The organism is Aeromonas salmonicida subsp. salmonicida (assembly GCF_001643305.1).
GTDB classification, from domain to species: domain Bacteria; phylum Pseudomonadota; class Gammaproteobacteria; order Enterobacterales; family Aeromonadaceae; genus Aeromonas; species Aeromonas salmonicida.
Map to the genome: position 1 here is coordinate 12129 of NZ_LSGW01000110.1, position 20454 is coordinate 32582.

Consider the following 20454-nt stretch of genomic DNA (forward strand, 5'->3'; position numbering starts at 1 on the left):
TTCCTGTTGTTCTCGGGGCTTTTTCCATGTCGCTTTACCGTTTGAGCACCCGCCTTCTCGTCTGTACGGAGGCTTCCCATGTTGCACCGCGCACTTGATTCACTGCTGCGCCCCTTCGGCATCAATGCTCCGGCACTCAGCCTCACCGATATCCAGCTGGACAGTCGGCGGGTCGGGCCAGGCTGTCTCTTTATCGCTATCCGCGGGCATCAGATGGATGGCAGACGGTTTATCGAACAGGCGGTGGCTCAGGGAGCGACCGCCATTGTGTTTGAGGAGGACGGGGAATTTGTCGCGCCACCTCTGACCATTCCCTGCATCGGGATCCGTGATCTGCCTGCCAGGCTCTCCGAGCTGGCTGGCTATTTTTACGAGCAACCAGCCAACAAGCTGGATCTGGTAGGCATCACTGGTACCAACGGCAAGAGCACCACTGCGTTGCTGGTTGCCAACTGGCGTACCCTGCTGGGTGGCAAGGCCGGGGTGATGGGCACTATAGGTAATGGCCTGTTCGGTGAGCTGGTTGAAGCAGAAAACACCACCGGCAGTGCCGTGCAGGTGCAGGCCAATCTTGCGAGCCTGCAACAGCAGGGCGCGGCTCTGGTAGCGATGGAGGTGTCCAGCCATGGTCTGGTACAGCATCGCGTTGCGGCGCTGCCGTTTGCTGCCGCCGTTTTCACCAACCTGAGCCGGGATCATCTGGACTACCACGGCACAATGGAAGCCTATGGCGCCGCCAAGGAAGAGCTGCTCAAACTGGTCGATGAACCCTGCGCCGTCATTAATGCCGATGACCAGTTGGGGCGCCAGTGGCTGGCGGCCTATCCTGGCGCGGTGGCATTCAGCGTAAACGGCCCGATTGCAGACCATCCGGGTCGACAGCTGACGGCGCAGGATCCCCACTTCCACCAACAAGGTTTTCGCACACAGATTAACTCCAGTTGGGGGAATGGTGTATTATCCGCCCCCTTGCTCGGGCGCTTCAACGTCAGCAATGTGCTGGCCGCCATGGGCGCCATGCTGGTGCTCGGTTATGACTTCAACGTGCTGCTGGCAACTGCGCCTCAATTGCAGCCGGTGACCGGTCGCATGGAGTGCTTCGGTGGCGGCAATGCACCGCTCGCCGTGGTCGATTATGCCCATACCCCGGACGCGTTGGAGAAGGCGTTGCAGGCCCTGCGTGTACACTGCGAAGGTCAGCTCTGGTGTCTGGTAGGGTGCGGTGGCGACCGGGATCGCGGCAAGCGCCCCATGATGGCCGCCATGGCAGAGCAGCATGCGGATCGCGTGATTCTCACCGACGACAACCCCCGTACCGAGGAGCCGGCCCAGATCATGGCGGACATGGTGGCGGGCCTTCGCGATCCTGCTGCCGTGCAGGTCGAGCACGACAGGGTCAAGGCGATTGCACTGGCCCTCGGTCAGGCGAGCAAACAGGACATCATCCTGGTGGCCGGTAAGGGCCACGAGGATTATCAGATCATTGGAACCGACAAGCGGCACTACAGCGACCGGGAAACCGTCGTCGCCGCCTTGCACACATTATTGGAGTCATTCACATGATGACCCTCAGGCTTGCCGACCTGGCGCAGGTGCTCGATGCCCGTCTGATTGGTGAAGACGGCGAGATCACGACTGTCAGTACCGATACCCGCACCTTGGGGAAGGGCGCCTTGTTTGTTGCGCTGCGCGGTGAGCGTTTCGATGCCCACGATTTTTGCGATCAGGCCGTTGCCGCAGGGGCGTCTGCCCTGCTGGTGGAGCGCGAGCTGTCATTGGCCATTCCACAGCTTGTCGTGACCGACAGTCTCAAGGGGCTGGGGCATATCGGCAAGTTGGTGCGCGAGCGCATCAATCCGAAAGTGCTGGCCATTACCGGTAGCTGTGGCAAGACAACGGTGAAAGAGATGACGACCGCCATCTTGCGGCACGAAGGCGAAGTGCTGGCCACCGCCGGCAACTTCAACAATGAAGTGGGCGTGCCGCTGACCCTGTTGCGGCTCGAACCGCAGCACCAGTTTGCGGTGATGGAGCTGGGTGCCAACCACCCGGGCGAGATCGCCTGGACCACGTCGCTGGCCAGACCCGATGCCGCCCTCATCAATAACGTGGCTGCTGCCCATCTGGAGGGCTTCGGCTCCCTTGAGGGTGTCTTCCACGCGAAAAGCGAGATTTTTGAAGGTCTGAGCGAGCAGGGAACCGCCATCGTCAACGCCGATAGCGCCTTCTGGCCCAAGTGGCAGGCAGCCGGGATCCACTGTGCCTTCTCCATCGAGGATCAGAACCAGCCTTTCCATGCCCGTGGCATAGCGCTCAACGGGCAGGGCTGCGCCGAATTTGTGATGGTGACGCCGAACGGGGAATTGAGCCTGACTCTGGCCATTCCAGGTCGCCACAACGTGGCCAATGCCCTGGCTGCTGCCGCAGGCTGTCTGGCGCTCGGAGCTTCGCTTGCCTCCGTCAAGGCGGGGCTGGAGCAGATGGCGCCGGTCAAGGGACGCTTTTGCGTACAGCGCTGGGGTGGTCTCACTCTGGTGGATGACACCTATAACGCCAGTGTGGAATCCGTGCTGGCGGGCATCGATGCCCTGACTGCCATGGGCGGCTACAAGGTGCTGGTATTCGGTGACATGAAGGAGTTGGGTGAGGAGTCTGCCGAGCAACACGCCAGGGTCGGACGCCATGCCAGTGAGTGCGGTCTGGACGCCGTGCTGACAGTAGGGGAACAGAGTCGCCACACCGCAGATGCCGCGGCTGGCCGACATTTCGATAACAAGGCGTCGTTGTTTGAAGTGCTTGCGCAAATGATAAATACACATCAAGAAATTTCGATTCTGGTCAAAGGTGCCCGCGGCTCCCGCATGGAAGATATCGTCAAGATGGTTGTTGACCGTCAGGAGTCAGCCACATGCTAGTCTGGCTGGCGGAACTGCTCACCCCGCACTTCACCTTCTTCAACGTCTTCTCCTACCTGACGTTTCGCGCCATTTTGTCGATCATCACGGGTCTGGTGGTGGCGCTCTGGATGGGGCCTCACCTCATCCGTCGTCTGCAGATCCTGAAATTCGGCCAGGTGATCCGCAACGACGGCCCCGAATCTCATCTGAGCAAACGGGGCACCCCGACCATGGGGGGGCTGATGATCATCGCAGCCATCTTCATCTCTGTGCTGCTCTGGAGCCGTCTCGACAACCCCTATGTCTGGCTGGTGCTGTTCGTGCTCGGTGCCTACGGTGCCATCGGCTTTGCCGATGACTACCTCAAGGTGGTGCGCAAGAATACCGACGGCCTGATCGCCCGCTGGAAGTACTTCTGGCAATCCGCCGTTGCGCTGCTGGTGGCTGTGTTCCTCTATACCACGGCCACCCACGACGGCCAGACCCAGCTGGTGGTGCCATTCCTCAAGGATGTGATGCCGCAGCTGGGGTTGATGTTCATAGTACTGACCTACTTCGTCATCGTCGGCACCTCCAATGCGGTTAACCTGACCGACGGTCTGGATGGTCTGGCCATCATGCCGACCGTGATGGTGGCAGGGGGCTTTGCCTTGATCGCCTGGGCGACCGGCAACGTCAACTTCGCCAACTACCTGCATATTCCCTACGTGCCCTATACCTCCGAGCTGGTGATCGTCTGCACCGCCATCGTCGGTGCGGGCCTGGGCTTTCTCTGGTTCAATACCTATCCGGCCCAGGTCTTCATGGGGGACGTCGGTTCCCTGGCCCTCGGCGGCGCGCTTGGCACCATAGCCGTGCTGGTGCGCCAGGAGTTTCTGCTGGTGATCATGGGGGGGGTCTTCGTGATGGAGACCGTCTCTGTGATCCTGCAGGTGGGATCCTACAAGCTGCGCGGCGTGCGCATCTTCCGCATGGCGCCAATCCATCACCATTATGAGAAGAAAGGCTGGCCGGAGCCGCGCGTTATCGTGCGTTTCTGGATCATCACTCTCATGCTGGTGCTGCTTGGCCTCGCCACCCTGAAGGTGAGGTAAGCCATGGTCATCATCATCGGACTCGGTAAAACCGGACTCTCCTGTGTCGATTACTTCCTCGGCCGTGGCGTCATGCCTCTGGTGATGGATACCCGCGCCAATCCACCTGGCAAGGATCAACTGCCCGCCGAGGTAGAACTGATCCATGGGCTGGATGGCGATCTGCTCAAGCAGGCGCACATGATAGTGGCGAGCCCGGGCATTGCCCTGGCCACTCCTGAACTGAAAGCTGCGGCCGAGTTCGGGGTGAGTATCGTTGGCGATATCGAGCTGTTCGTGCGCGAAACCCAGGTGCCGGTGATCGCCATCACGGGTTCCAACGGCAAGAGCACCGTCACCACCCTGGTCGGCGAGATGATTGCCGAGGCCGGCCTCAAGGTTGGCGTCGGTGGCAACATAGGCACGCCAGCGCTGGAACTGCTCAAGCAGCCGATGGACCTCTGCGTGCTGGAGCTTTCCAGCTTCCAGCTGGAGACCACCCACAGCCTGCGTGCGGCCGCCTCCGTGGTGCTGAACCTGTCTGAAGACCATATGGATCGTTATCAGGGAATGGCCGATTACCGCGCCGCCAAGATGGAGATCCACCAGCATTCCAAACACATTCTGGTCAACCGGGACGATGCGCAGACCCAGCCCGACGTGGGTCAGGTATGGCAGAGCTTCGGTCTCGACTGCAACGGCTATGGCCGCTGCCTGCTGGATGGCCGCCACTGGTTGACCCTGCACGGTGAGCCGCTGCTCCCCGTGGACGAAATGAAGATCGTCGGTGCCCACAATCAGGCGAATGCTCTGGCCGCCATGGCCCTGTGCGATGCGGTGGGCATTCCCCGCGAGCCGCAACTCGCCGTGCTGCGCCGTTTTGAGGGCCTGCCCCACCGTGCCCGCTTCGTGCGGGAGGTGAACGGAGTGCGCTGGATCAACGATTCCAAGGCCACCAATGTGGGTGCCACTCTGGCTGCCGTGGCGGGTGTGCGGGAAGCGGTCAAGGGACGCCTGTTGCTGCTGGCCGGTGGTCAGGGCAAGGGACAGGATTTTGGTCCGGTACAGGCACTGCTTGGCCACCAGATCGATCACATGTATTGCTTCGGTCAGGATGCCGACATACTGCTCGCCCTCGGTGAGCAGACCGAGCGGGTATCCGACCTCGACGCCGCCGTGGCCAAGGCCGCGGCCGATGCCAGACCGGGTGACTGGGTGTTGCTGGCGCCGGCCTGCGCCAGTCTGGATCAATTCAAGTCGTTCGAAGCCCGTGGCGATCACTTCACCAAAATGGTGCTGGCACTATGAGCGCCCTTCGCTCCGTCGCAGGATTGCTGCAACGCTGGTTGTTACCGGCGCGCCCTGCAGGTCTCTACGATCGGCAGCTGGTGGTGCTGGCGCTGGCGTTGATGGCGGTGGGGCTGGTGATAGTGGCCTCTGCCTCGATCCCGGAGGGGATCGCCATCAACAACGATCCCTTCATGTTCGTGAAGCGTCACGGCCTGTTTCTGGTGATGGCTCTTGGCATCTCCTGGTTTGTGCTGCAGGTGCCCATGGCACGCTGGCAGCATTACAACGGCCCCATGCTGGTACTCGCCATCCTGATGCTGGTGCTGGTGTTGCTGGTGGGGCGCAGCGTCAACGGTTCTATCCGCTGGCTGCCCCTTGGCCCCTTCAACCTGCAACCGGCGGAGTTTGGCAAGCTGGCGCTGTTTGTCTATCTGGCGGGCTACCTGGTGCGCCGGCAGAGCGAGGTGCGCGAGCGCTTCATCGGTTTCATGAAGCCGATGGCCGTGCTGTTCGTGGTGGCTATCCTGCTGCTGGCCCAGCCTGATCTGGGTTCTGTGGTCGTGATGTTTGTCACCTCTCTGGGGATGTTGTTTCTGGCGGGGGCGCGCCTAGGGCAATTCATCGGCCTTATCCTGGTGGGGGTGAGCGCCGTAGTGACTCTGGTTATCGCCGAGCCGTACCGGATGCGGCGGGTGACCTCCTTCCTCGACCCCTGGGCCGATCCGTTCGGCAGCGGTTATCAGCTGACCCAGTCGTTGATGGCGTTTGGTCGTGGCAGCTGGTTTGGTGAGGGGCTTGGCAACTCCATCCAGAAGATGGAGTACCTGCCGGAAGCCCACACCGACTTCGTGTTTGCGATCCTGGGTGAAGAGCTGGGCTATGCCGGCGTGCTGGGCGCGCTGTTTCTCATTTTTGCGCTCTCGTTCAAAGCGCTCAAGCTGGGCCACCAGGCGCTGGTTGCCGAGCGCTTGTATGAAGGCTATCTGGCCATTGGCATCGGCATCTGGTTCAGCTTCCAGACCTTCGTCAACGTCGGCGCCGCCAGCGGCATGATGCCCACCAAGGGGCTGACCCTGCCGCTGGTCAGTTATGGCGGTTCCAGTCTCATCATCATGATGGTGGCGGTGAGCATGCTGGTTCGTATCGATTTCGAGTTGCGTCAGGCCAGTGCCCAGGCGCGCGTGCGGGAGGTTTCGTGAGCAAGACACTGCTGGTGATGGCAGGCGGTACCGGGGGCCATGTGTTCCCTGGCCTGGCCGTGGCCGATCGCCTCAAGGCCCAGGGCTGGACCATCCACTGGCTCGGCACCGCCGACCGTATGGAGGCCGAGCTGGTGCCCGCCCACGGTTATCCCATCTCCTTCATCGACATTCAGGGAGTGCGTGGCAACGGCATCAAGCGTCTGCTGGCTGCACCCTATCGCATCGTCAAGTCGGTGCTGCAGGCTCGCCGCGTGCTCAAGACCATACGGCCCGACGTTGTGCTCGGCATGGGCGGCTTTGCCTCAGGCCCTGGCGGCGTGGCGGCCTGGCTGTCCGGTATTCCTCTGCTGCTGCACGAACAGAATGCGGCGGCCGGCCTGACCAACAAACTGCTGGCGCGCCTCGCCAAACGGGTGCTGATGGCATTCCCGGGGGCATTTGCGCCGAGTCGTCGCACCGCTGTGGTGGGCAACCCGGTTCGACCCGAAGTGGTCGCCTTGCCGGATCCGCAGCGAAGCAGCAGCACAGAGCCGCTGCATCTGCTGATCGTCGGTGGCAGCCTGGGAGCCCGGGTGCTCAACGAACAGGTGCCAGCAGCGGTTGCGGCTGCCGGCGTGCCGATTGAAGTGCGTCACCAGTGTGGCAAGGGCAATCGTGAATCTGTCGCACAGGCGTATGCCAAACAGGGCGTTGAGGCCGAGGTGAGCGAGTTTATCAAGGACATGGCCGATGCCTATGCCTGGGCCGATCTGGTGGTGTGTCGCGCGGGGGCCCTGACCGTCTCCGAAGTGGCCGCTGCCGGCGTCGCCGCCATTTTTGTGCCACTGCCCCATGCGGTGGATGATCACCAGACGCGCAACGCCCTGACCCTGGTCGATGGTGGCGCTGCTGAATTCCTGCCCCAATCCGAGCTGACCACTGCCTCTCTGGCTGCGCGTCTCTCCTGGCTCGCCGGGCGTAGGGAAACCCTATTGAACATGGCACAGGCCGCCCGTCATGTTGCCATTACCGATGCCGCCGAGCGGGTTGCCGATGAATGCAAGCGACTTGCAGCCGGGCAGAATGAGAGAGAACTATGACCAAGGTTGAACTGGCAAAACTGCGTACCATGATCCCTGAAATGCGTCGGGTGCGTCGCATCCACTTTATCGGCATAGGTGGCGCCGGTATGGGCGGGATCGCCGAGGTGCTTGCCAACGAAGGGTATCAGGTGACCGGTTCTGATCTGGCCCGAAATGCGGTGACTGAGCGACTGGCGTCGCTGGGTGCCCATATCTTCGTTGGGCACAGTGCCGAACACGTGAGCGAGGCGAGCGTGGTGGTGGTTTCTACCGCCATCAAGCAGGATAACCCCGAGTTGCTGGCTGCCCGCGAGTTGCGCATACCCGTGGTGCGCCGCGCCGAGATGCTGGCCGAGCTGATGCGTTTTCGTCATGGTATCGCCATAGCGGGGACTCATGGCAAGACCACCACCACCAGTCTGGTGGCGAGCATCTATGCCGAAGCGGACAGGGATCCGACCTTCGTCATCGGCGGTCTGCTCAACAGCGCCGGTACCAATGCGCGTCTGGGCAGCAGCCGTTACCTGATTGCAGAAGCGGACGAGAGCGATGCCTCCTTCCTGCATCTGCAGCCCATGGTTTCCATCGTGACCAACATCGAAGCGGATCACATGGAAACCTACGGTGGCGACTTTTCCAAGCTGAAGGCCACCTTCATCGACTTTTTGCACAACCTGCCGTTTTACGGTCTGGCCGTGGTGTGTGTGGATGACCCCGTGATCCGTGGCATGTTGCCCGAGATCGCTCGCCCGACCATCACCTACGGTCTGAGCGACGACGCCGATGTGCAGGTACTGGACTTCGTGCAGACCAGCAATCGCAGCTGTTTCCGGGTGCGTCGCAAGGATGCAGGCGAGCTGGCAGTGACCCTGAACCTGCCTGGCATCCACAATGCGCTCAATGCTGCCGCAGCGATTGCTGTCGCTACCGAAGACGGGATCGGCGATGATGCCATCATATGTGCGCTGGCCAAGTTTGAAGGGGTAGGACGCCGCTTCCAGCAATATGGTGAATTCGAGACAGGTCGTGGCAAGGCCATGCTGGTGGATGACTACGGTCACCATCCGAGCGAAGTCAAGGTGACCATCAATGCCGCACGCACCGGTTGGCCGGACAAGCGCCTGGTCATGGTGTTCCAGCCACACCGCTACACCCGTACCCGCGATCTCTATGAAGACTTCTCGGACGTGCTCTCCAAGGTGGATGTGCTGGTGATGCTGGAAGTCTATGCCGCCGGCGAAGAGCCAATCCCTGGGGCAGATGGTCGAGCCTTGTGCCGCTCCATCCGTTCCCGTGGCAGCCTGGAACCCATCTTTGCCGCTACTCCGGACGATGTCCCTGCGATCCTGGCGGACCTGATTGGCGAGGGGGATCTGGTGCTGACCCAAGGGGCCGGGAACGTAGGTGCCTTGTCCCGTCGTCTTGGTGAGATGAAATTGAGCATCGACAGCATGAAATCCGGCGCCTGAGGGCCCAATGAGTATTTTGACCGCCAAGCCGGCGCCTATATAATGGCGAGCCGGTCTGCAAAGGGCCAAAGTGGCGCGTTAAACGGGGAAAGATCGGGTGGAGGCAAGTGCACAAGGGCGCACCAAGGGTGGCTTCATTGCAGGGGTGGCATTTTTCATCCTGGTCATGTGGGGTCTCTACCAGACTGCGCTGGATGTTAAAGGTTGGCTGACGGATGCCAACCGGTTGCCCATGAGCGAGCTCTTGCTGCAGGGGCAACACCAGTATTTGCAAACCGACGAGTTGCGTAGCGCCGTGCTGGATGGTGTCGAGCTGCGTAACTTCTTCGAGTTGGACGTTAACGAATTACAGGCGCGGTTGAACGCCTTGCCTTGGGTGGCCCAGGTCTCTGTACGCAAGAAGTGGCCAAACAAGATCAAGGTCTATCTCACCGAACAGGCGGTAGCGGCACGCTGGAATGGCAACCGCTTCGTCAACACCAAGGGTGAGGTGTTCAGTGCGCCGGACAGGGTGAAGACCCCCCTGATGCAGCTATCCGGGCCTGAAGACCAGGCCGCCAAGGTGCTGGAAGCCAGCCGTCAGTACGAGGCGCAGCTGGCGGCCAGAGGATACAAGTTGCTGGGGGTGAATCTGACTCCCCGCCATGCCTGGGAATTGACCCTGGATGGCAACATTCAGCTGTTTTTGGGGCGCGCGGATATTGCGCTCCGACTGCAGCGGTTTATCGATGCTTTTCCGGTCATCGAACCCCGTGAGCGGGTTGCTTATGTGGATCTTCGATATGACACAGGAATGGCAGTTGGCTGGAAGAAGAACGAAGAGAAAGTGAATGACCAAAACCGCAGATAGAAATCTGATTGTCGGACTGGATATCGGCACAACCAAGGTGGCGGTTCTGGTCGGCGAAGTGCTGCCAGACGGTGAGCTCAATGTCATCGGCATGGGCAGTCACGCCTCGCGTGGCATGGATAAGGGCGGGGTCAACGATCTCGATTCCGTGGTCAAGTCCCTGCGTCGTGCGGTGGAAGAGGCAGAGATGATGGCCGACTGCCAGATCAGCTCTGTGTATCTGGGGCTGTCCGGCAAGCATATCGATTGCCGCAACGAAACCGGCATGGTGCCCATCTCCGATGAGGAGGTGACCCAGGAGGACGTGGACAACGTCATCCACACCGCCAAGTCGGTACGGTTGTCCGATGAGCTGCGGGTGCTGCATGTGCTGCCCCAGGAGTTTGCCATCGACTACCAGGAAGGGATCAAGAACCCGGTTGGTCTGTCCGGTGTGCGGATGGCGGCCAAGGTGCACCTGATCACCTGCCACAACGACATGGCCCGCAACATTGAAAAATGTGTGGAGAAGGTCGGTTTGCGAGTGGATCAGCTGATCTTCTCCGCGCTGGCTTCCAGCTATGCCGTGCTGACCGAAGACGAGAAAGAGCTGGGTGTCTGCGTGGTGGACATAGGTGGCGGTACCATGGACATGTCGCTGTTTACCGGCGGTGCCCTGCGCCACACCAAGGTGATCCCGTACGCCGGCAGCACAGTGACCAGCGATATCGCCTACGCCTTCGGCACACCGCCGCTTGACGCAGAGGCGATCAAGGTGCGCTATGGCTGTGCCCTCGGCCGTCTGGTCAGCAAGGAAGACAATATTGAAGTACCCAGTGTCGGCGGTCGTCCGGCGCGTAGCCTGCAACGGCAGACACTGGCTGAAGTGATTGAACCCCGTTACACCGAGTTGCTCTCCATGGTGAATGATGAGCTGGTGCGGGTACAAAGCGAGTTGAAAGCGCAGGGGGTCAAGCATCAGCTGGCAGCCGGAGTGGTCTTGACCGGCGGCGCTGCCCAGATCGAAGGCATTGTGGAGTGCGCAGAGCAGATCTTCCAAAGCCAGGTCCGGGTGGGAGAGCCCATGAATATACGGGGATTGAGTGATTATGTGCAGGCACCTGTGTACTCGACCGCGGTCGGGTTGCTGCAGTACGGCCGCACCCATCAATCTTCAGGCAGTAGCAAGGAATATGCCGCCAAGGCAAGCGTAGGTGGGCTGGTCAAACGGGTCAGCAACTGGTTGCGTGGCGAGTTCTAAAAGATTTTGCTGAGTCAGGCAAATAAAGCGGAGAGACAACATGTTTGAATTTATGGATAGCCACACTGACGAAGCCGTCATTAAAGTGATTGGTGTGGGTGGCGGCGGCGGTAACGCAGTCGAGCACATGGTTCGTCAAAACATCGAAGGTGTCGAATTCATTACCGTCAACACCGACGCCCAGGCTCTGCGTAACTCCAGCGCCAACACAACTCTGCAGATCGGTGGTGGCATCACCAAGGGTCTGGGTGCCGGAGCCAATCCGGAAGTGGGTCGTGATGCGGCCATGGAAGACAGGGAAGCGCTGCGTGAGCTGCTGACCGGTTCCGACATGGTGTTCATCGCCGCCGGCATGGGTGGTGGTACCGGTACCGGTGCTGCACCGATCGTGGCCGAAGTGGCCCGCGAGATGGGTATACTGACAGTTGCTGTCGTAACCAAGCCGTTCTCCTTCGAAGGGAAAAAACGGATGGGCTTCGCCGCCCACGGCATCGAAGAGCTATCCAAGAACGTCGACTCCCTGATCACCATCCCCAACGACAAGTTGCTGAAGGTACTGGGTCGTGGCATCTCCCTGCTGGACGCCTTCAAGGCAGCCAACGATGTGCTGCTGGGTGCGGTACAGGGGATCGCCGAGCTGATCACCCGTCCGGGCCTGATTAACGTCGACTTCGCGGACGTGCGTACCGTGATGCGTGAAATGGGTACCGCCATGATGGGTACCGGTTCCGCCTCCGGTGATGATCGTGCCGAAGAAGCGGCCGAGAAAGCCATCTCCAGCCCGCTGCTGGAAGACGTGGATCTGGCCGGTGCCCGTGGCATCCTGGTCAACATCACCGCCGGCATGGACATGACCATTGAAGAGTTCGAAACCGTGGGTAACGCGGTCAAGGCCTTCGCTTCCGAGAACGCCACTGTTGTGGTGGGTACCGTAATCGACCCGGAAATGCACGACGAACTGCGTGTGACCGTGGTGGCTACCGGTATCGGTGCCGAGCGCAAGCCCGACATCACGCTCGTAAAAAATAATATGGTACAAGAGCGTCCGGCCCGTCAGCCCCTGATCAGCGAAGCCCTGCAGTCTCGCGTGATGGAAGAGGCCCCGGCCAAGGTGGTCAACGCCGAGCCGCAAGCTCGTCGTGAACCGGATTATCTCGATATTCCTGCGTTCCTGCGCAAGCAAGCTGACTAAGCCTCTAATGGCACTAGTTTGTTTGTTGCTTAAGGAATGTGCTAAGATGGCCTGCCAACGACCATCTGGTCCGGAATATGAGCTGTTAAGCGGATACGCCCATGATTAGACAAAGAACCTTGAAAACGAGTGTCCAGGCCACTGGTGTTGGCCTGCATTCGGGCCGGAAAGTCACAATGACGTTCCGTCCGGCGCCTGTTAACACAGGGATCGTTTACTTGCGTACCGATCTTGATCCTGTGGTAGCGCTGCCAGCCAATGCCGATCAGGTGCGCGATACCGTGCTTTGTACCGCTTTGGTCAATGAAGCCGGTGTCCGTGTCTCTACCATTGAGCACCTCTCTGCCGCGCTGGCCGGGATGGGGATCGACAACCTCTATGTGGAGGTTGACGCACCCGAGATCCCGGTGATGGACGGCAGTGCGCACCCCTTTATATACCTGCTGCAAGAAGTCGGTATCCGTGAGCAAAATGCTGCCAAGCAGTTTGTGCGGATCAAGCAGAGCATCCGGGTTGAAGACGGCGACAAGTGGGCGGAATTCCACCCCTATCGCAACGGCTTCAAAATGGATCTCGAGATCGATTTCCAGCATCCGGTATTTGAAGGACGCAATCAGCGTTGCGTGCTGGACTTCTCCGGTGCTTCTTTCGTGAAAGAGATCAGTCGTGCCCGTACTTTTGGCTTCATGCGTGACATCGAGTACCTGCGTTCCCAGAACCTGGCATTGGGCGGAAGCCTGGAAAATGCCGTTGTGCTGGATGACTACCGGGTACTGAACGAAGATGGCTTGCGTTGTGAAGATGAATTCGTCAAACACAAAATGTTGGATGCTATCGGTGACCTTTATATGTGTAACCGCAGCATCATCGGCGAATTCCGTGCCTACAAGACCGGCCATGCTCTGAACAACAAGCTGCTGCGTGCCTTGCTGGCCAAGCAGGAGGCCTGGGAACTGGTCACCTTCGAGGGTGAGGGTGCCAAAGCGCCTATCGCTTACTACGATAACGGTCTGGTTCTGGCCTGATAGCTGTGCAACAGGACGTCGGTCATCTCTCCGCACCGACGTCCTGTCATTCATTTTTCCATCCTGATACCGATACCGATACCGATTATCTCCCGGTTTTATTTCCCGTGCAGGCTCCTGGCCTCACCTGACCGAGCAGACAGATTTCTATGAGCATTACCCTGATCCTCAACGGCAAGCAGCGGCGCAAGTTGCATTTGCCCAAACAACGTCTGGCCTGGGTCGGCGGAATCCTCTTCTCTGTATTGGCCCTGGGTGGCGGCTGGCTCTGGCAGAGCTGGCACCAGAAAATGGATGCGCTCGAAGTGGCGCTGGCCATGGCCGAACAACAGACATCCACTCAAGGGGCAGATGAAGCCCGCGAACAGCTTGCCATGCTGGCCGCCCAGGTGGGCACCATACAGGGGCAGCTGGGTCGTATCAATGCGCTCGGTGAACGCTTGACCGAGCAGGCAGACCTCGATCCCGAGGAGTTCAATTTCAAGGAACTGCCCCCTATGGGCGGTCCTTCCTATGATGTGGATCTGGAAGTCAACCTGAATGAATTGCAGGATTCCATGAAGCATCTCAGCCAGCAGCTCAGCAGTCGTGAAGAGCAGCTGTCGGTACTTGAATCTTTCATCATGAATCACCATATAGCCGATGCCGGTTTTATTTCAGGCTCGCCTGTCAAACAGGAGCGGGTCTGGATCTCGTCAGGCTTTGGTGGTCGGGTCGACCCGTTCAACGGTCGCGCCAAGATGCATAAAGGGGTCGATTTCCGTGGCAAGCCCGGTACCCCTATTTTGGCGACGGGCCCGGGCATCATCAGCTGGGCAGGCCGCCATCCGGAATTTGGCAACATGGTGGAAGTGAACCATGGCAATGGTTTGGTGACCCGCTATGCCCACAACTCCAAGTTGCTGGTTGAAGTGGGCACGCTAGTCGATCAGGGTCAGAAGATTGCCTTGATGGGACGCACCGGTCGCGCGACCGGGGTCCATTTGCATTACGAAGTATTGAAAGACGGTCGTCAGGTCAACCCCGCACGCTTTCTCAACGCCAGACGGGGTTAGGTTTTTTTCTCCAGGTTCCAGTGACGGAACACTTATATAACCAGAAATAGTTGGTACCCATGATTAGCACACTGCTTACCAAGATTATCGGCAGCCGGAACGACAGAACGCTCAAGGCTTTGCGCAAAATTGTAAAACAGATCAATGCGATGGAGCCTCAGTTCGAGGCTTTGTCCGATAGCGAGTTGCAGGCCAAGACAGCTGAATATCGTCAGCGTCTGGAGCAGGGTGAGACGCTGGATCAGTTGCTGCCGGAAGCGTTCGCGACCGTGCGTGAGGCCTCCAAGCGGGTGTTTGGCATGCGTCACTTCGACGTCCAGCTGATCGGCAGCATGGTGCTTGACTCCAACCGCATCGCTGAAATGAAAACCGGTGAGGGCAAGACGCTGACTGCTACCTTGCCGGCCTATCTGAATGCTCTGAGCGGTCGTGGTGTACACGTGGTGACGGTGAACGACTATCTGGCCAAGCGTGATGCCGAGGCTAACCGCCCCCTGTTCACCTTCCTCGGCATGACGGTCGATTGCAACGTGCCCGGCATGGATGCGTCCCAGAAGCGTGACGCTTATGCTGCAGATATTACCTACGGTACCAACAACGAATTCGGTTTTGATTACCTGCGTGACAACATGGCGTTCTCGCCAGAGCAGCGTGTCCAGCGTCCGCTCAACTACGCGCTGGTGGATGAAGTCGACTCCGTGCTCATCGATGAAGCCCGTACCCCGCTGATTATCTCAGGCCCGGCCGAAGACAGCTCCGCCCTCTACATCCAGGTCAACAAGCTGATCCCGCAACTGATCAAGCAGGACAAGGAAGATACCGAAGAGTACACAGGCGAAGGTCACTACACGGTAGACGAGAAGAACCGTCAGGCCCTGCTGACCGAAAATGGTCAGATTTTCGTGGAAGAGCTGCTCAAGCGAGAGGACTTGCTGGCAGAAGAGGACTCTCTGTTCTCCGCGACCAACATCAGCCTGCTGCACCACGTCAACGCCGGTCTGCGTGCCCACACCCTGTTTGAGCGCAACGTCGACTACATAGTGCAAAAAGACGAGATCGTCATCGTTGACGAACACACCGGCCGTACCATGCCGGGTCGTCGCTGGTCTGATGGCCTGCACCAGGCCGTCGAGGCGAAGGAAGGGGTCAAGATCCAGAACGAGAACCAGACTCTGGCCTCTATCACCTTCCAGAACTACTTCCGTCTCTATGACAAGCTGGCGGGCATGACGGGCACGGCGGATACCGAAGCCTTTGAATTCCAGCAGATTTACGGCCTGGATACAGTGGTTATCCCGACCAACAAGCCGATGGTGCGTAAAGACATGGGCGATCTGGTCTATCTGACTGCCCAGGAGAAATACGCCGCCATCGTCGAAGACATTCGCGGTTGTGTCTCCCGTGGTCAGCCGGTGCTGGTGGGTACTGTCTCCATCGAAAACTCCGAGCTGCTCTCCGGCATCCTGACCAAGGAGAATATTCCGCACAAGGTACTGAACGCCAAGTTCCACGCCATGGAAGCGGAAATCGTAGCTCAGGCAGGTCAGCTTGGCGCCGTTACTATCGCCACCAACATGGCCGGTCGTGGTACCGACATAGTGCTGGGTGGCAACTGGCAGGCCGAGATTGCCCAGTTGGATAACCCGACTGACGAGCAAATCGCCGAGCTGAAAGCGGCCTGGCAGGTGCGTCACGATGAAGTGCTGGCCGCAGGTGGTCTGCACATTATCGGTACCGAGCGTCACGAATCCCGTCGTATCGACAACCAGCTGCGCGGCCGTTCCGGTCGTCAGGGTGACCCGGGCTCCTCCCGTTTCTATCTCTCCATGGAAGATACCCTGATGCGGATCTTCGCCTCCGATCGCGTGACTGGCATGATGAAGAAGCTGGGCATGGAAGAGGGCGAGGCCATCGAGCACCCTTGGGTAACCAAGGCCATCGAAAATGCCCAGCGCAAGGTGGAAGGTCGCAACTTCGATATCCGCAAGAGCTTGCTCGAATTCGATGACGTGGCCAACGACCAGCGCAAGGTGGTCTATGAGCAGCGCAACGAGCTGCTGGATACCAACGACATCTCCGAGACCATCCACGTCATCCGTGACGATGTCTATGGCGCCGTGATCGACGAATACATTCCGCCCCAGTCTCTGGAAGAGATGTGGGATGTGCCGGGTCTGGAAGCGCGTCTGAAAGCCGATTTCGGGCTGGATCTGCCGTTGCAGCAGTGGCTGGCGGAAGATGACAAGCTGTATGAAGAGAAGCTGCGCGAGCGCATTCTGGACGAAGCCACCAAACTCTATGCCCACAAGCAGGAACTGGTCGGTGTCGAGGTGCTGCGCAACTTCGAGAAGGCGGTGATGCTGCAAACCCTGGATGGCCTGTGGAAGGAGCATCTGGCGGCCATGGATCACCTGCGTCAGGGCATCCATCTGCGCGGCTACGCCCAGAAGAACCCCAAGCAGGAGTACAAGCGCGAGTCTTTCGATCTGTTCACCCAGATGCTGGAAACCCTCAAGCGCGACGTGGTCAGCATACTGAGCCGTGTTCAGGTGCAGGAGCGTGACGTGGAAGCCCTGGAAGAGCAGCAGCGCCAGCAGTCCGAAGCCGCTCCCCGCACTTACACCCATGCCACCGCAGAGAGCCAGTTGGCCGATGAAGAGGCCGCAGGCGAAGAGGGTCACACCACCTTCGTACGGGATGAGCAGAAGATCGGTCGCAACGATCCCTGCCCCTGTGGCTCCGGCAAAAAATACAAGCATTGCCACGGTCAGTTGACCTGATCGCACAGTGACGCTTCATGCACCGCCTCCGGGCGGTGCATTTGTTTCAGGGCGGCAAAAGGAGAGGGAAGACCATGAGCAAAATGCCGACAGGATGGGATGCCAGTGCCCATGAGCGCTGGCGTGGAGGACAGAGACAGGCTGCGATCCAGCAACTGCTGATAAAGCTGAACAGTACTGCGGCAAAGCCAGTGGCATTGCAGCTGCAATTTGCCTATTACCTCTTCTTGTGTGATGACCCGGCCTCTGCCACACAGGTGCTGGAGATGGCACATCAGGCGGCTCCTGATAACGACGAGGTGCTGCGCAATCTCTGCGTCTGTCTGTCACGTTCGGGTCAGCATGAACGTGCGGTGGAGAGGCTGCAAACCCTGTTGGTACGCACTCCTGAGGATTTCCATGCCCTGGATGGGTTGTGCACCTCGCAAGCCAAACGTGGGCGCTATGTCGAGGCGGCTGCCGCTGGAACCAGGGCGCTGATCCTGAAGGATAGGGCGGTCCGCCAGCAGCCACAGGGCTGGTCGTTACCCGATGGAGAGCCTGATGCCTGGCTGGCAGGACGCGCCGGCAAGCAGAATGTCATCGCCTTCTCTCTGTGGGGCAGCGCGCCCCGCTATTTGCGCGGAGCTGTCGACAATATGCTGGCTGCGTCCTACCTCTATCCGGGGTGGCGCGTTCGTTTCTATGTGGATGAGAGCGTGCCGTCGACGCTGCTTGCCACTCTGGGGGAATTGGGTGCCGAGGTGTGCATGCAAGCGTCTGGTCAATCCCTGCGCCAGCGCCTGTGCTGGCGCTTTCAGGTGGCCAACGACCCGCAAGTAGGCCGCTTTCTGGTGCGGGATGTGGATTCAGTACCGGGCGTGCGAGAGCGGGTTGCCGTTGATGGCTGGCTTGCATCGGGCCGCTGGTTTCATATCATGCGGGACTGGTGGAGCCATACCGACCTGGTCTTGGCGGGTATGTGGGGTGGGGTGGCCGGCGTGTTGCCGCCGCTGGATACCTATCAACCGGAGGCGATGGAAACGCCGAACATAGACCAATGGTTTCTGCGTGACACCCTCTGGAGCTATCTGGCCCAGAGCTGTCTGGTTCATGACCGTTGCTTCACCCCGCCAGGGGCCATCCCCTGGCCCCTTCCCGCACCTGACGGGACTGAACATGTGGGGCAGGATATATTTACGGCGCAAGGGGCGCTGCAAGCTCGTCGGCTGGCCCCCTGGATAGCCACATTGCCGTGTTTACGTTGAGGACAATGATGGAACAGAAAAAACGGATCTGGGTGGCGGTTGGCGTCATCGAGAATGAGCAGGGCGATATCTTCATCGCCAAGCGCTCTTCAGACCGCCATCAGGGCGATCGCTGGGAGTTCCCGGGTGGCAAGGTAGAGGCGGGGGAAGACCTGCTCACCGCGCTGGACAGGGAGTTGTGGGAAGAGATTGGTATCCGGGTGCTGGATTGCGCTCCCTTCATGGAGCTGCATCATGACTACCCCGAGAAGCAGGTATTGCTGGATATCTGGAAGGTAACCCGTTTTAGCGGTGAGCCGTTTGGCAAGGAGGGGCAGGAGTGCCTGTGGGTGCCGCTGGCATCACTGCATGAATACCAGTTCCCGGATGCCAACGGTCCTATCGTGGGGCGGCTGCAAGCCTCTCTGGCGGTCTGATTGACCCTGGCTAAGTCATTGCTACGGATTTGACAGCAATTAAAAAGGGCCTTGTCGGCCCTTTTTTGTGTGCGGCTCACTGCCACTGCTCACCTTCATCCGGGTAAGGCAGCAGGTCCGGATTGATTGGGCCCGGGATTCGTTTTTCTTCATCCGCCCATTCGCCAAGATCGATCAGCTGGCAGCGCTTGCTGCAGAAGGGGCGGAACGGGCTCTGCGGCCCCCATTCCAATTCGGTTTTACACGTCGGGCACTTTACTTTGGTGACCATGGTTACTCCTTAGCAGCAGGCGAGCTGGAAGGGAACGTCGCCAATCTGTTGCTCTGTAGTGGGCAGGAAGCGCAGCGCGAAACGGTTCTTGTGGCCGCTCAGCGTCGGATAGCACTGCTGGGCATCGGGCAGGCGGATGCGGATCAGTTCCGCATTCTCGGCAGTATCCTGGAAGAAACCATTGGTAGCGATCTCGTCGCTGAAGTTGCCGGATTCACGCCATAGCCGCAGCAATAGGGTAATGGCATTCATCAGCAGATTGATGTCGCTGAGCCAAAGTTGCATCTGCTGGTTGCGAACCATCGTCGGCGTACCTAGCCAGTGATGCAGTTGCGGTACATCGAAGGCGCACAGACCGCCCGGAATGGAGAAGCGCTGACGGATGGAGCCGAGCAGTCTATCCTCTTTCAGCCGAGCGCCGGGGCGTGAGGCACTGAGCAGGTTGCGAGAGAGCTGGGTGCTCTCTTGCTGCATCTGTTTGATCTGTTCCAGATCGACATCCGGCAGACTGGCCCAGTGGCTCAGACGCTGGCCGAGACGCTCCAGATCCTTGATGAGATCGGCTCGCAGGTCTCCGCGCTCCAGCAATTCTTGCAGATCGAACAACCCCTTGAAGAAGGCGATGTGTGCCCAGGACTGGTCACTGTCCAGATTGTCGCGGATCTGGGAAAAGAGAGACTCCAGACGAAGATAGGTCCGGCTTTTTTCATTGAGGGGAAAATCGTAAATCATGCCTAATCCTGGCCAGCCATAAACCGGCCTAGTGTACTCACACTTGACTGGCTTGTTGAGAGGCAAATGCCATATATGTCTCGTGCAGCGCTAAAATCCGGCGCTTTATGGTCTCGGCTGCGTCATTTTGGTTGTCCAGCACGTCATCGGCTGCCGCGAGCCGCTCGGCACGGCTTGCCTGTGCAGCCAGAATGGCCTCTGCTTGCGCCCGGCTAACGCCATCCCGGCGACAGGTCCGCTCAATCTGGGTTGCCTCATCCACATCGATCACTAGCACCCGGTTGGCGAGCTGGGTAAGTCTGTTCTCGATCAGCAGCGGCACCACCAGCAGGCAATAGGGCGAGCGTGCGTTGGCGCACTGGCGCAGCATCTCCTGGCGGATCAGCGGATGGAGCAGGCCGTTGAGCCATGCCTTGGCGTCAGGATCGCTGAATACCCGCTCCCGCAGGCGGCGCCGATCGAGCTGCCCCTGCGGATCCAGCATCTCGGGGCCAAACTGGGCTGCGATGGCGGCCAGGGCCGGTGTGCCGGGCTCCACGACTTCGCGAGCGATGACGTCCGCATCCACTATGTCTATGCCAAGCTCGGCAAACTGGTTGGCAATGGTGGTTTTGCCGCTGCCAATACCGCCTGTGATTGCAACGATATACATGG

The 20454-nt window shown here is 59.5% G+C and carries 18 protein-coding genes; 15 read left to right on the forward strand and 3 right to left on the reverse strand.

Features of this window, described 5'->3' with window-relative positions:
* The first annotated feature begins 78 nt into the window (after window positions 1-78).
* The 15 genes from murE (at window position 79) to mutT (ending at window position 18797) form a co-directional block, all read left to right on the forward strand.
* Window positions 79-1563 carry a UDP-N-acetylmuramoyl-L-alanyl-D-glutamate--2,6-diaminopimelate ligase gene (gene murE, locus AXW79_RS20170; RefSeq protein ID WP_005314200.1) on the forward strand — a complete coding sequence of 495 codons (1485 nt, stop codon included), beginning with the start codon at window positions 79-81 and terminating at the stop codon, window positions 1561-1563.
* Complete coding sequence (gene murF, locus AXW79_RS20175) at window positions 1560-2915, forward strand: UDP-N-acetylmuramoyl-tripeptide--D-alanyl-D-alanine ligase (protein ID WP_005314198.1); 1356 nt, start codon at window positions 1560-1562, stop codon at window positions 2913-2915. Before murE ends, murF begins: the two co-directional genes overlap by 4 nt.
* Window positions 2909-3991, forward strand: coding sequence for a phospho-N-acetylmuramoyl-pentapeptide-transferase (mraY, locus tag AXW79_RS20180; RefSeq protein ID WP_005314196.1), 1083 nt, complete (start codon window positions 2909-2911; stop codon window positions 3989-3991). Before murF ends, mraY begins: the two co-directional genes overlap by 7 nt.
* Window positions 3992-3994: 3 nt before the next feature.
* Entirely contained in the window at window positions 3995-5278 is a 1284-nt protein-coding gene (murD, locus tag AXW79_RS20185; protein WP_005314194.1) for a UDP-N-acetylmuramoyl-L-alanine--D-glutamate ligase, read from the forward strand.
* Complete coding sequence (gene ftsW, locus AXW79_RS20190; protein ID WP_005314192.1) at window positions 5275-6459, forward strand: cell division protein FtsW; 1185 nt, start codon at window positions 5275-5277, stop codon at window positions 6457-6459. The genes murD and ftsW overlap by 4 nt, the downstream gene beginning before the upstream one ends.
* Window positions 6456-7541, forward strand: coding sequence for an undecaprenyldiphospho-muramoylpentapeptide beta-N-acetylglucosaminyltransferase (gene murG / locus AXW79_RS20195; protein ID WP_005314188.1), 1086 nt, complete (start codon window positions 6456-6458; stop codon window positions 7539-7541). The genes ftsW and murG overlap by 4 nt, the downstream gene beginning before the upstream one ends.
* Window positions 7538-8992: a UDP-N-acetylmuramate--L-alanine ligase gene (gene murC, locus AXW79_RS20200; protein WP_005314186.1), complete on the forward strand. Its 1455-nt coding sequence runs from the start codon at window positions 7538-7540 to the stop codon at window positions 8990-8992. The genes murG and murC overlap by 4 nt, the downstream gene beginning before the upstream one ends.
* Before the next feature lie 97 nt (window positions 8993-9089).
* Window positions 9090-9842: a cell division protein FtsQ/DivIB gene (locus tag AXW79_RS20205; RefSeq protein ID WP_005314185.1), complete on the forward strand. Its 753-nt coding sequence runs from the start codon at window positions 9090-9092 to the stop codon at window positions 9840-9842.
* Complete coding sequence (gene ftsA / locus AXW79_RS20210; protein WP_005314183.1) at window positions 9823-11082, forward strand: cell division protein FtsA; 1260 nt, start codon at window positions 9823-9825, stop codon at window positions 11080-11082. The genes AXW79_RS20205 and ftsA overlap by 20 nt, the downstream gene beginning before the upstream one ends.
* A 40-nt stretch (window positions 11083-11122) precedes the next feature.
* Window positions 11123-12274 (forward strand): cell division protein FtsZ, encoded by a 1152-nt coding sequence (gene ftsZ / locus AXW79_RS20215; RefSeq protein WP_005305686.1) that lies wholly within the window; start codon window positions 11123-11125, stop codon window positions 12272-12274.
* A gap of 101 nt (window positions 12275-12375) precedes the next feature.
* On the forward strand, window positions 12376-13299 hold the full coding sequence (gene lpxC, locus AXW79_RS20220; protein ID WP_005314180.1) for a UDP-3-O-acyl-N-acetylglucosamine deacetylase: 924 nt from the start codon (window positions 12376-12378) through the stop codon (window positions 13297-13299).
* A 149-nt stretch (window positions 13300-13448) separates the two neighbouring features.
* Window positions 13449-14354: a M23 family metallopeptidase gene (locus tag AXW79_RS20225; protein ID WP_005314172.1), complete on the forward strand. Its 906-nt coding sequence runs from the start codon at window positions 13449-13451 to the stop codon at window positions 14352-14354.
* Between the two features lie 59 nt (window positions 14355-14413).
* A complete protein-coding gene (secA, locus tag AXW79_RS20230; protein ID WP_005314170.1) occupies window positions 14414-17134 on the forward strand; it encodes a preprotein translocase subunit SecA in 2721 nt (906 codons plus the stop codon).
* 74 nt (window positions 17135-17208) lie between these two features.
* Window positions 17209-18381, forward strand: coding sequence for a tetratricopeptide repeat protein (locus tag AXW79_RS20235; protein WP_005314169.1), 1173 nt, complete (start codon window positions 17209-17211; stop codon window positions 18379-18381).
* Window positions 18382-18389: 8 nt separating this feature from the next.
* The gene (gene mutT / locus AXW79_RS20240) at window positions 18390-18797 is read left to right on the forward strand and encodes an 8-oxo-dGTP diphosphatase MutT (protein ID WP_005314168.1); all 408 of its coding nucleotides are present in this window, start codon (window positions 18390-18392) and stop codon (window positions 18795-18797) included.
* Window positions 18798-18873: 76 nt separating this feature from the next.
* On the opposite strand, the gene yacG is transcribed toward mutT, so the two are convergent.
* Genes yacG through coaE form a run of 3 tightly spaced genes read right to left on the reverse strand, consistent with a single transcriptional unit; the run spans window position 18874 to window position 20452 of the window.
* Window positions 18874-19068 carry a DNA gyrase inhibitor YacG gene (yacG, locus tag AXW79_RS20245; protein WP_005314167.1) on the reverse strand — a complete coding sequence of 65 codons (195 nt, stop codon included), beginning with the start codon at window positions 19066-19068 and terminating at the stop codon, window positions 18874-18876.
* Between the two features lie 9 nt (window positions 19069-19077).
* On the reverse strand, window positions 19078-19800 hold the full coding sequence (zapD, locus tag AXW79_RS20250) for a cell division protein ZapD (protein WP_005314166.1): 723 nt from the start codon (window positions 19798-19800) through the stop codon (window positions 19078-19080).
* Between the two features lie 37 nt (window positions 19801-19837).
* Window positions 19838-20452 carry a dephospho-CoA kinase gene (gene coaE, locus AXW79_RS20255; RefSeq protein ID WP_005314164.1) on the reverse strand — a complete coding sequence of 205 codons (615 nt, stop codon included), beginning with the start codon at window positions 20450-20452 and terminating at the stop codon, window positions 19838-19840.
* Window positions 20453-20454 lie beyond the last annotated feature (2 nt).

Coding starts and splice junctions, on each gene's coding strand:
- murE (WP_005314200.1), top strand. CDS start 79: ATGTTGCACCGCGCACTTGATTCACTGCTGCGCCCCTTCGGCATCAAT.
- murF (WP_005314198.1), top strand. CDS start 1,560: ATGATGACCCTCAGGCTTGCCGACCTGGCGCAGGTGCTCGATGCCCGT.
- mraY (WP_005314196.1), top strand. CDS start 2,909: ATGCTAGTCTGGCTGGCGGAACTGCTCACCCCGCACTTCACCTTCTTC.
- murD (WP_005314194.1), top strand. CDS start 3,995: ATGGTCATCATCATCGGACTCGGTAAAACCGGACTCTCCTGTGTCGAT.
- ftsW (WP_005314192.1), top strand. CDS start 5,275: ATGAGCGCCCTTCGCTCCGTCGCAGGATTGCTGCAACGCTGGTTGTTA.
- murC (WP_005314186.1), top strand. CDS start 7,538: ATGACCAAGGTTGAACTGGCAAAACTGCGTACCATGATCCCTGAAATG.
- ftsA (WP_005314183.1), top strand. CDS start 9,823: ATGACCAAAACCGCAGATAGAAATCTGATTGTCGGACTGGATATCGGC.
- ftsZ (WP_005305686.1), top strand. CDS start 11,123: ATGTTTGAATTTATGGATAGCCACACTGACGAAGCCGTCATTAAAGTG.
- lpxC (WP_005314180.1), top strand. CDS start 12,376: ATGATTAGACAAAGAACCTTGAAAACGAGTGTCCAGGCCACTGGTGTT.
- AXW79_RS20225 (WP_005314172.1), top strand. CDS start 13,449: ATGAGCATTACCCTGATCCTCAACGGCAAGCAGCGGCGCAAGTTGCAT.
- secA (WP_005314170.1), top strand. CDS start 14,414: ATGATTAGCACACTGCTTACCAAGATTATCGGCAGCCGGAACGACAGA.
- AXW79_RS20235 (WP_005314169.1), top strand. CDS start 17,209: ATGAGCAAAATGCCGACAGGATGGGATGCCAGTGCCCATGAGCGCTGG.
- mutT (WP_005314168.1), top strand. CDS start 18,390: ATGGAACAGAAAAAACGGATCTGGGTGGCGGTTGGCGTCATCGAGAAT.
- yacG (WP_005314167.1), bottom strand. CDS start 19,068: ATGGTCACCAAAGTAAAGTGCCCGACGTGTAAAACCGAATTGGAATGG.
- zapD (WP_005314166.1), bottom strand. CDS start 19,800: ATGATTTACGATTTTCCCCTCAATGAAAAAAGCCGGACCTATCTTCGT.
- coaE (WP_005314164.1), bottom strand. CDS start 20,452: ATGTATATCGTTGCAATCACAGGCGGTATTGGCAGCGGCAAAACCACC.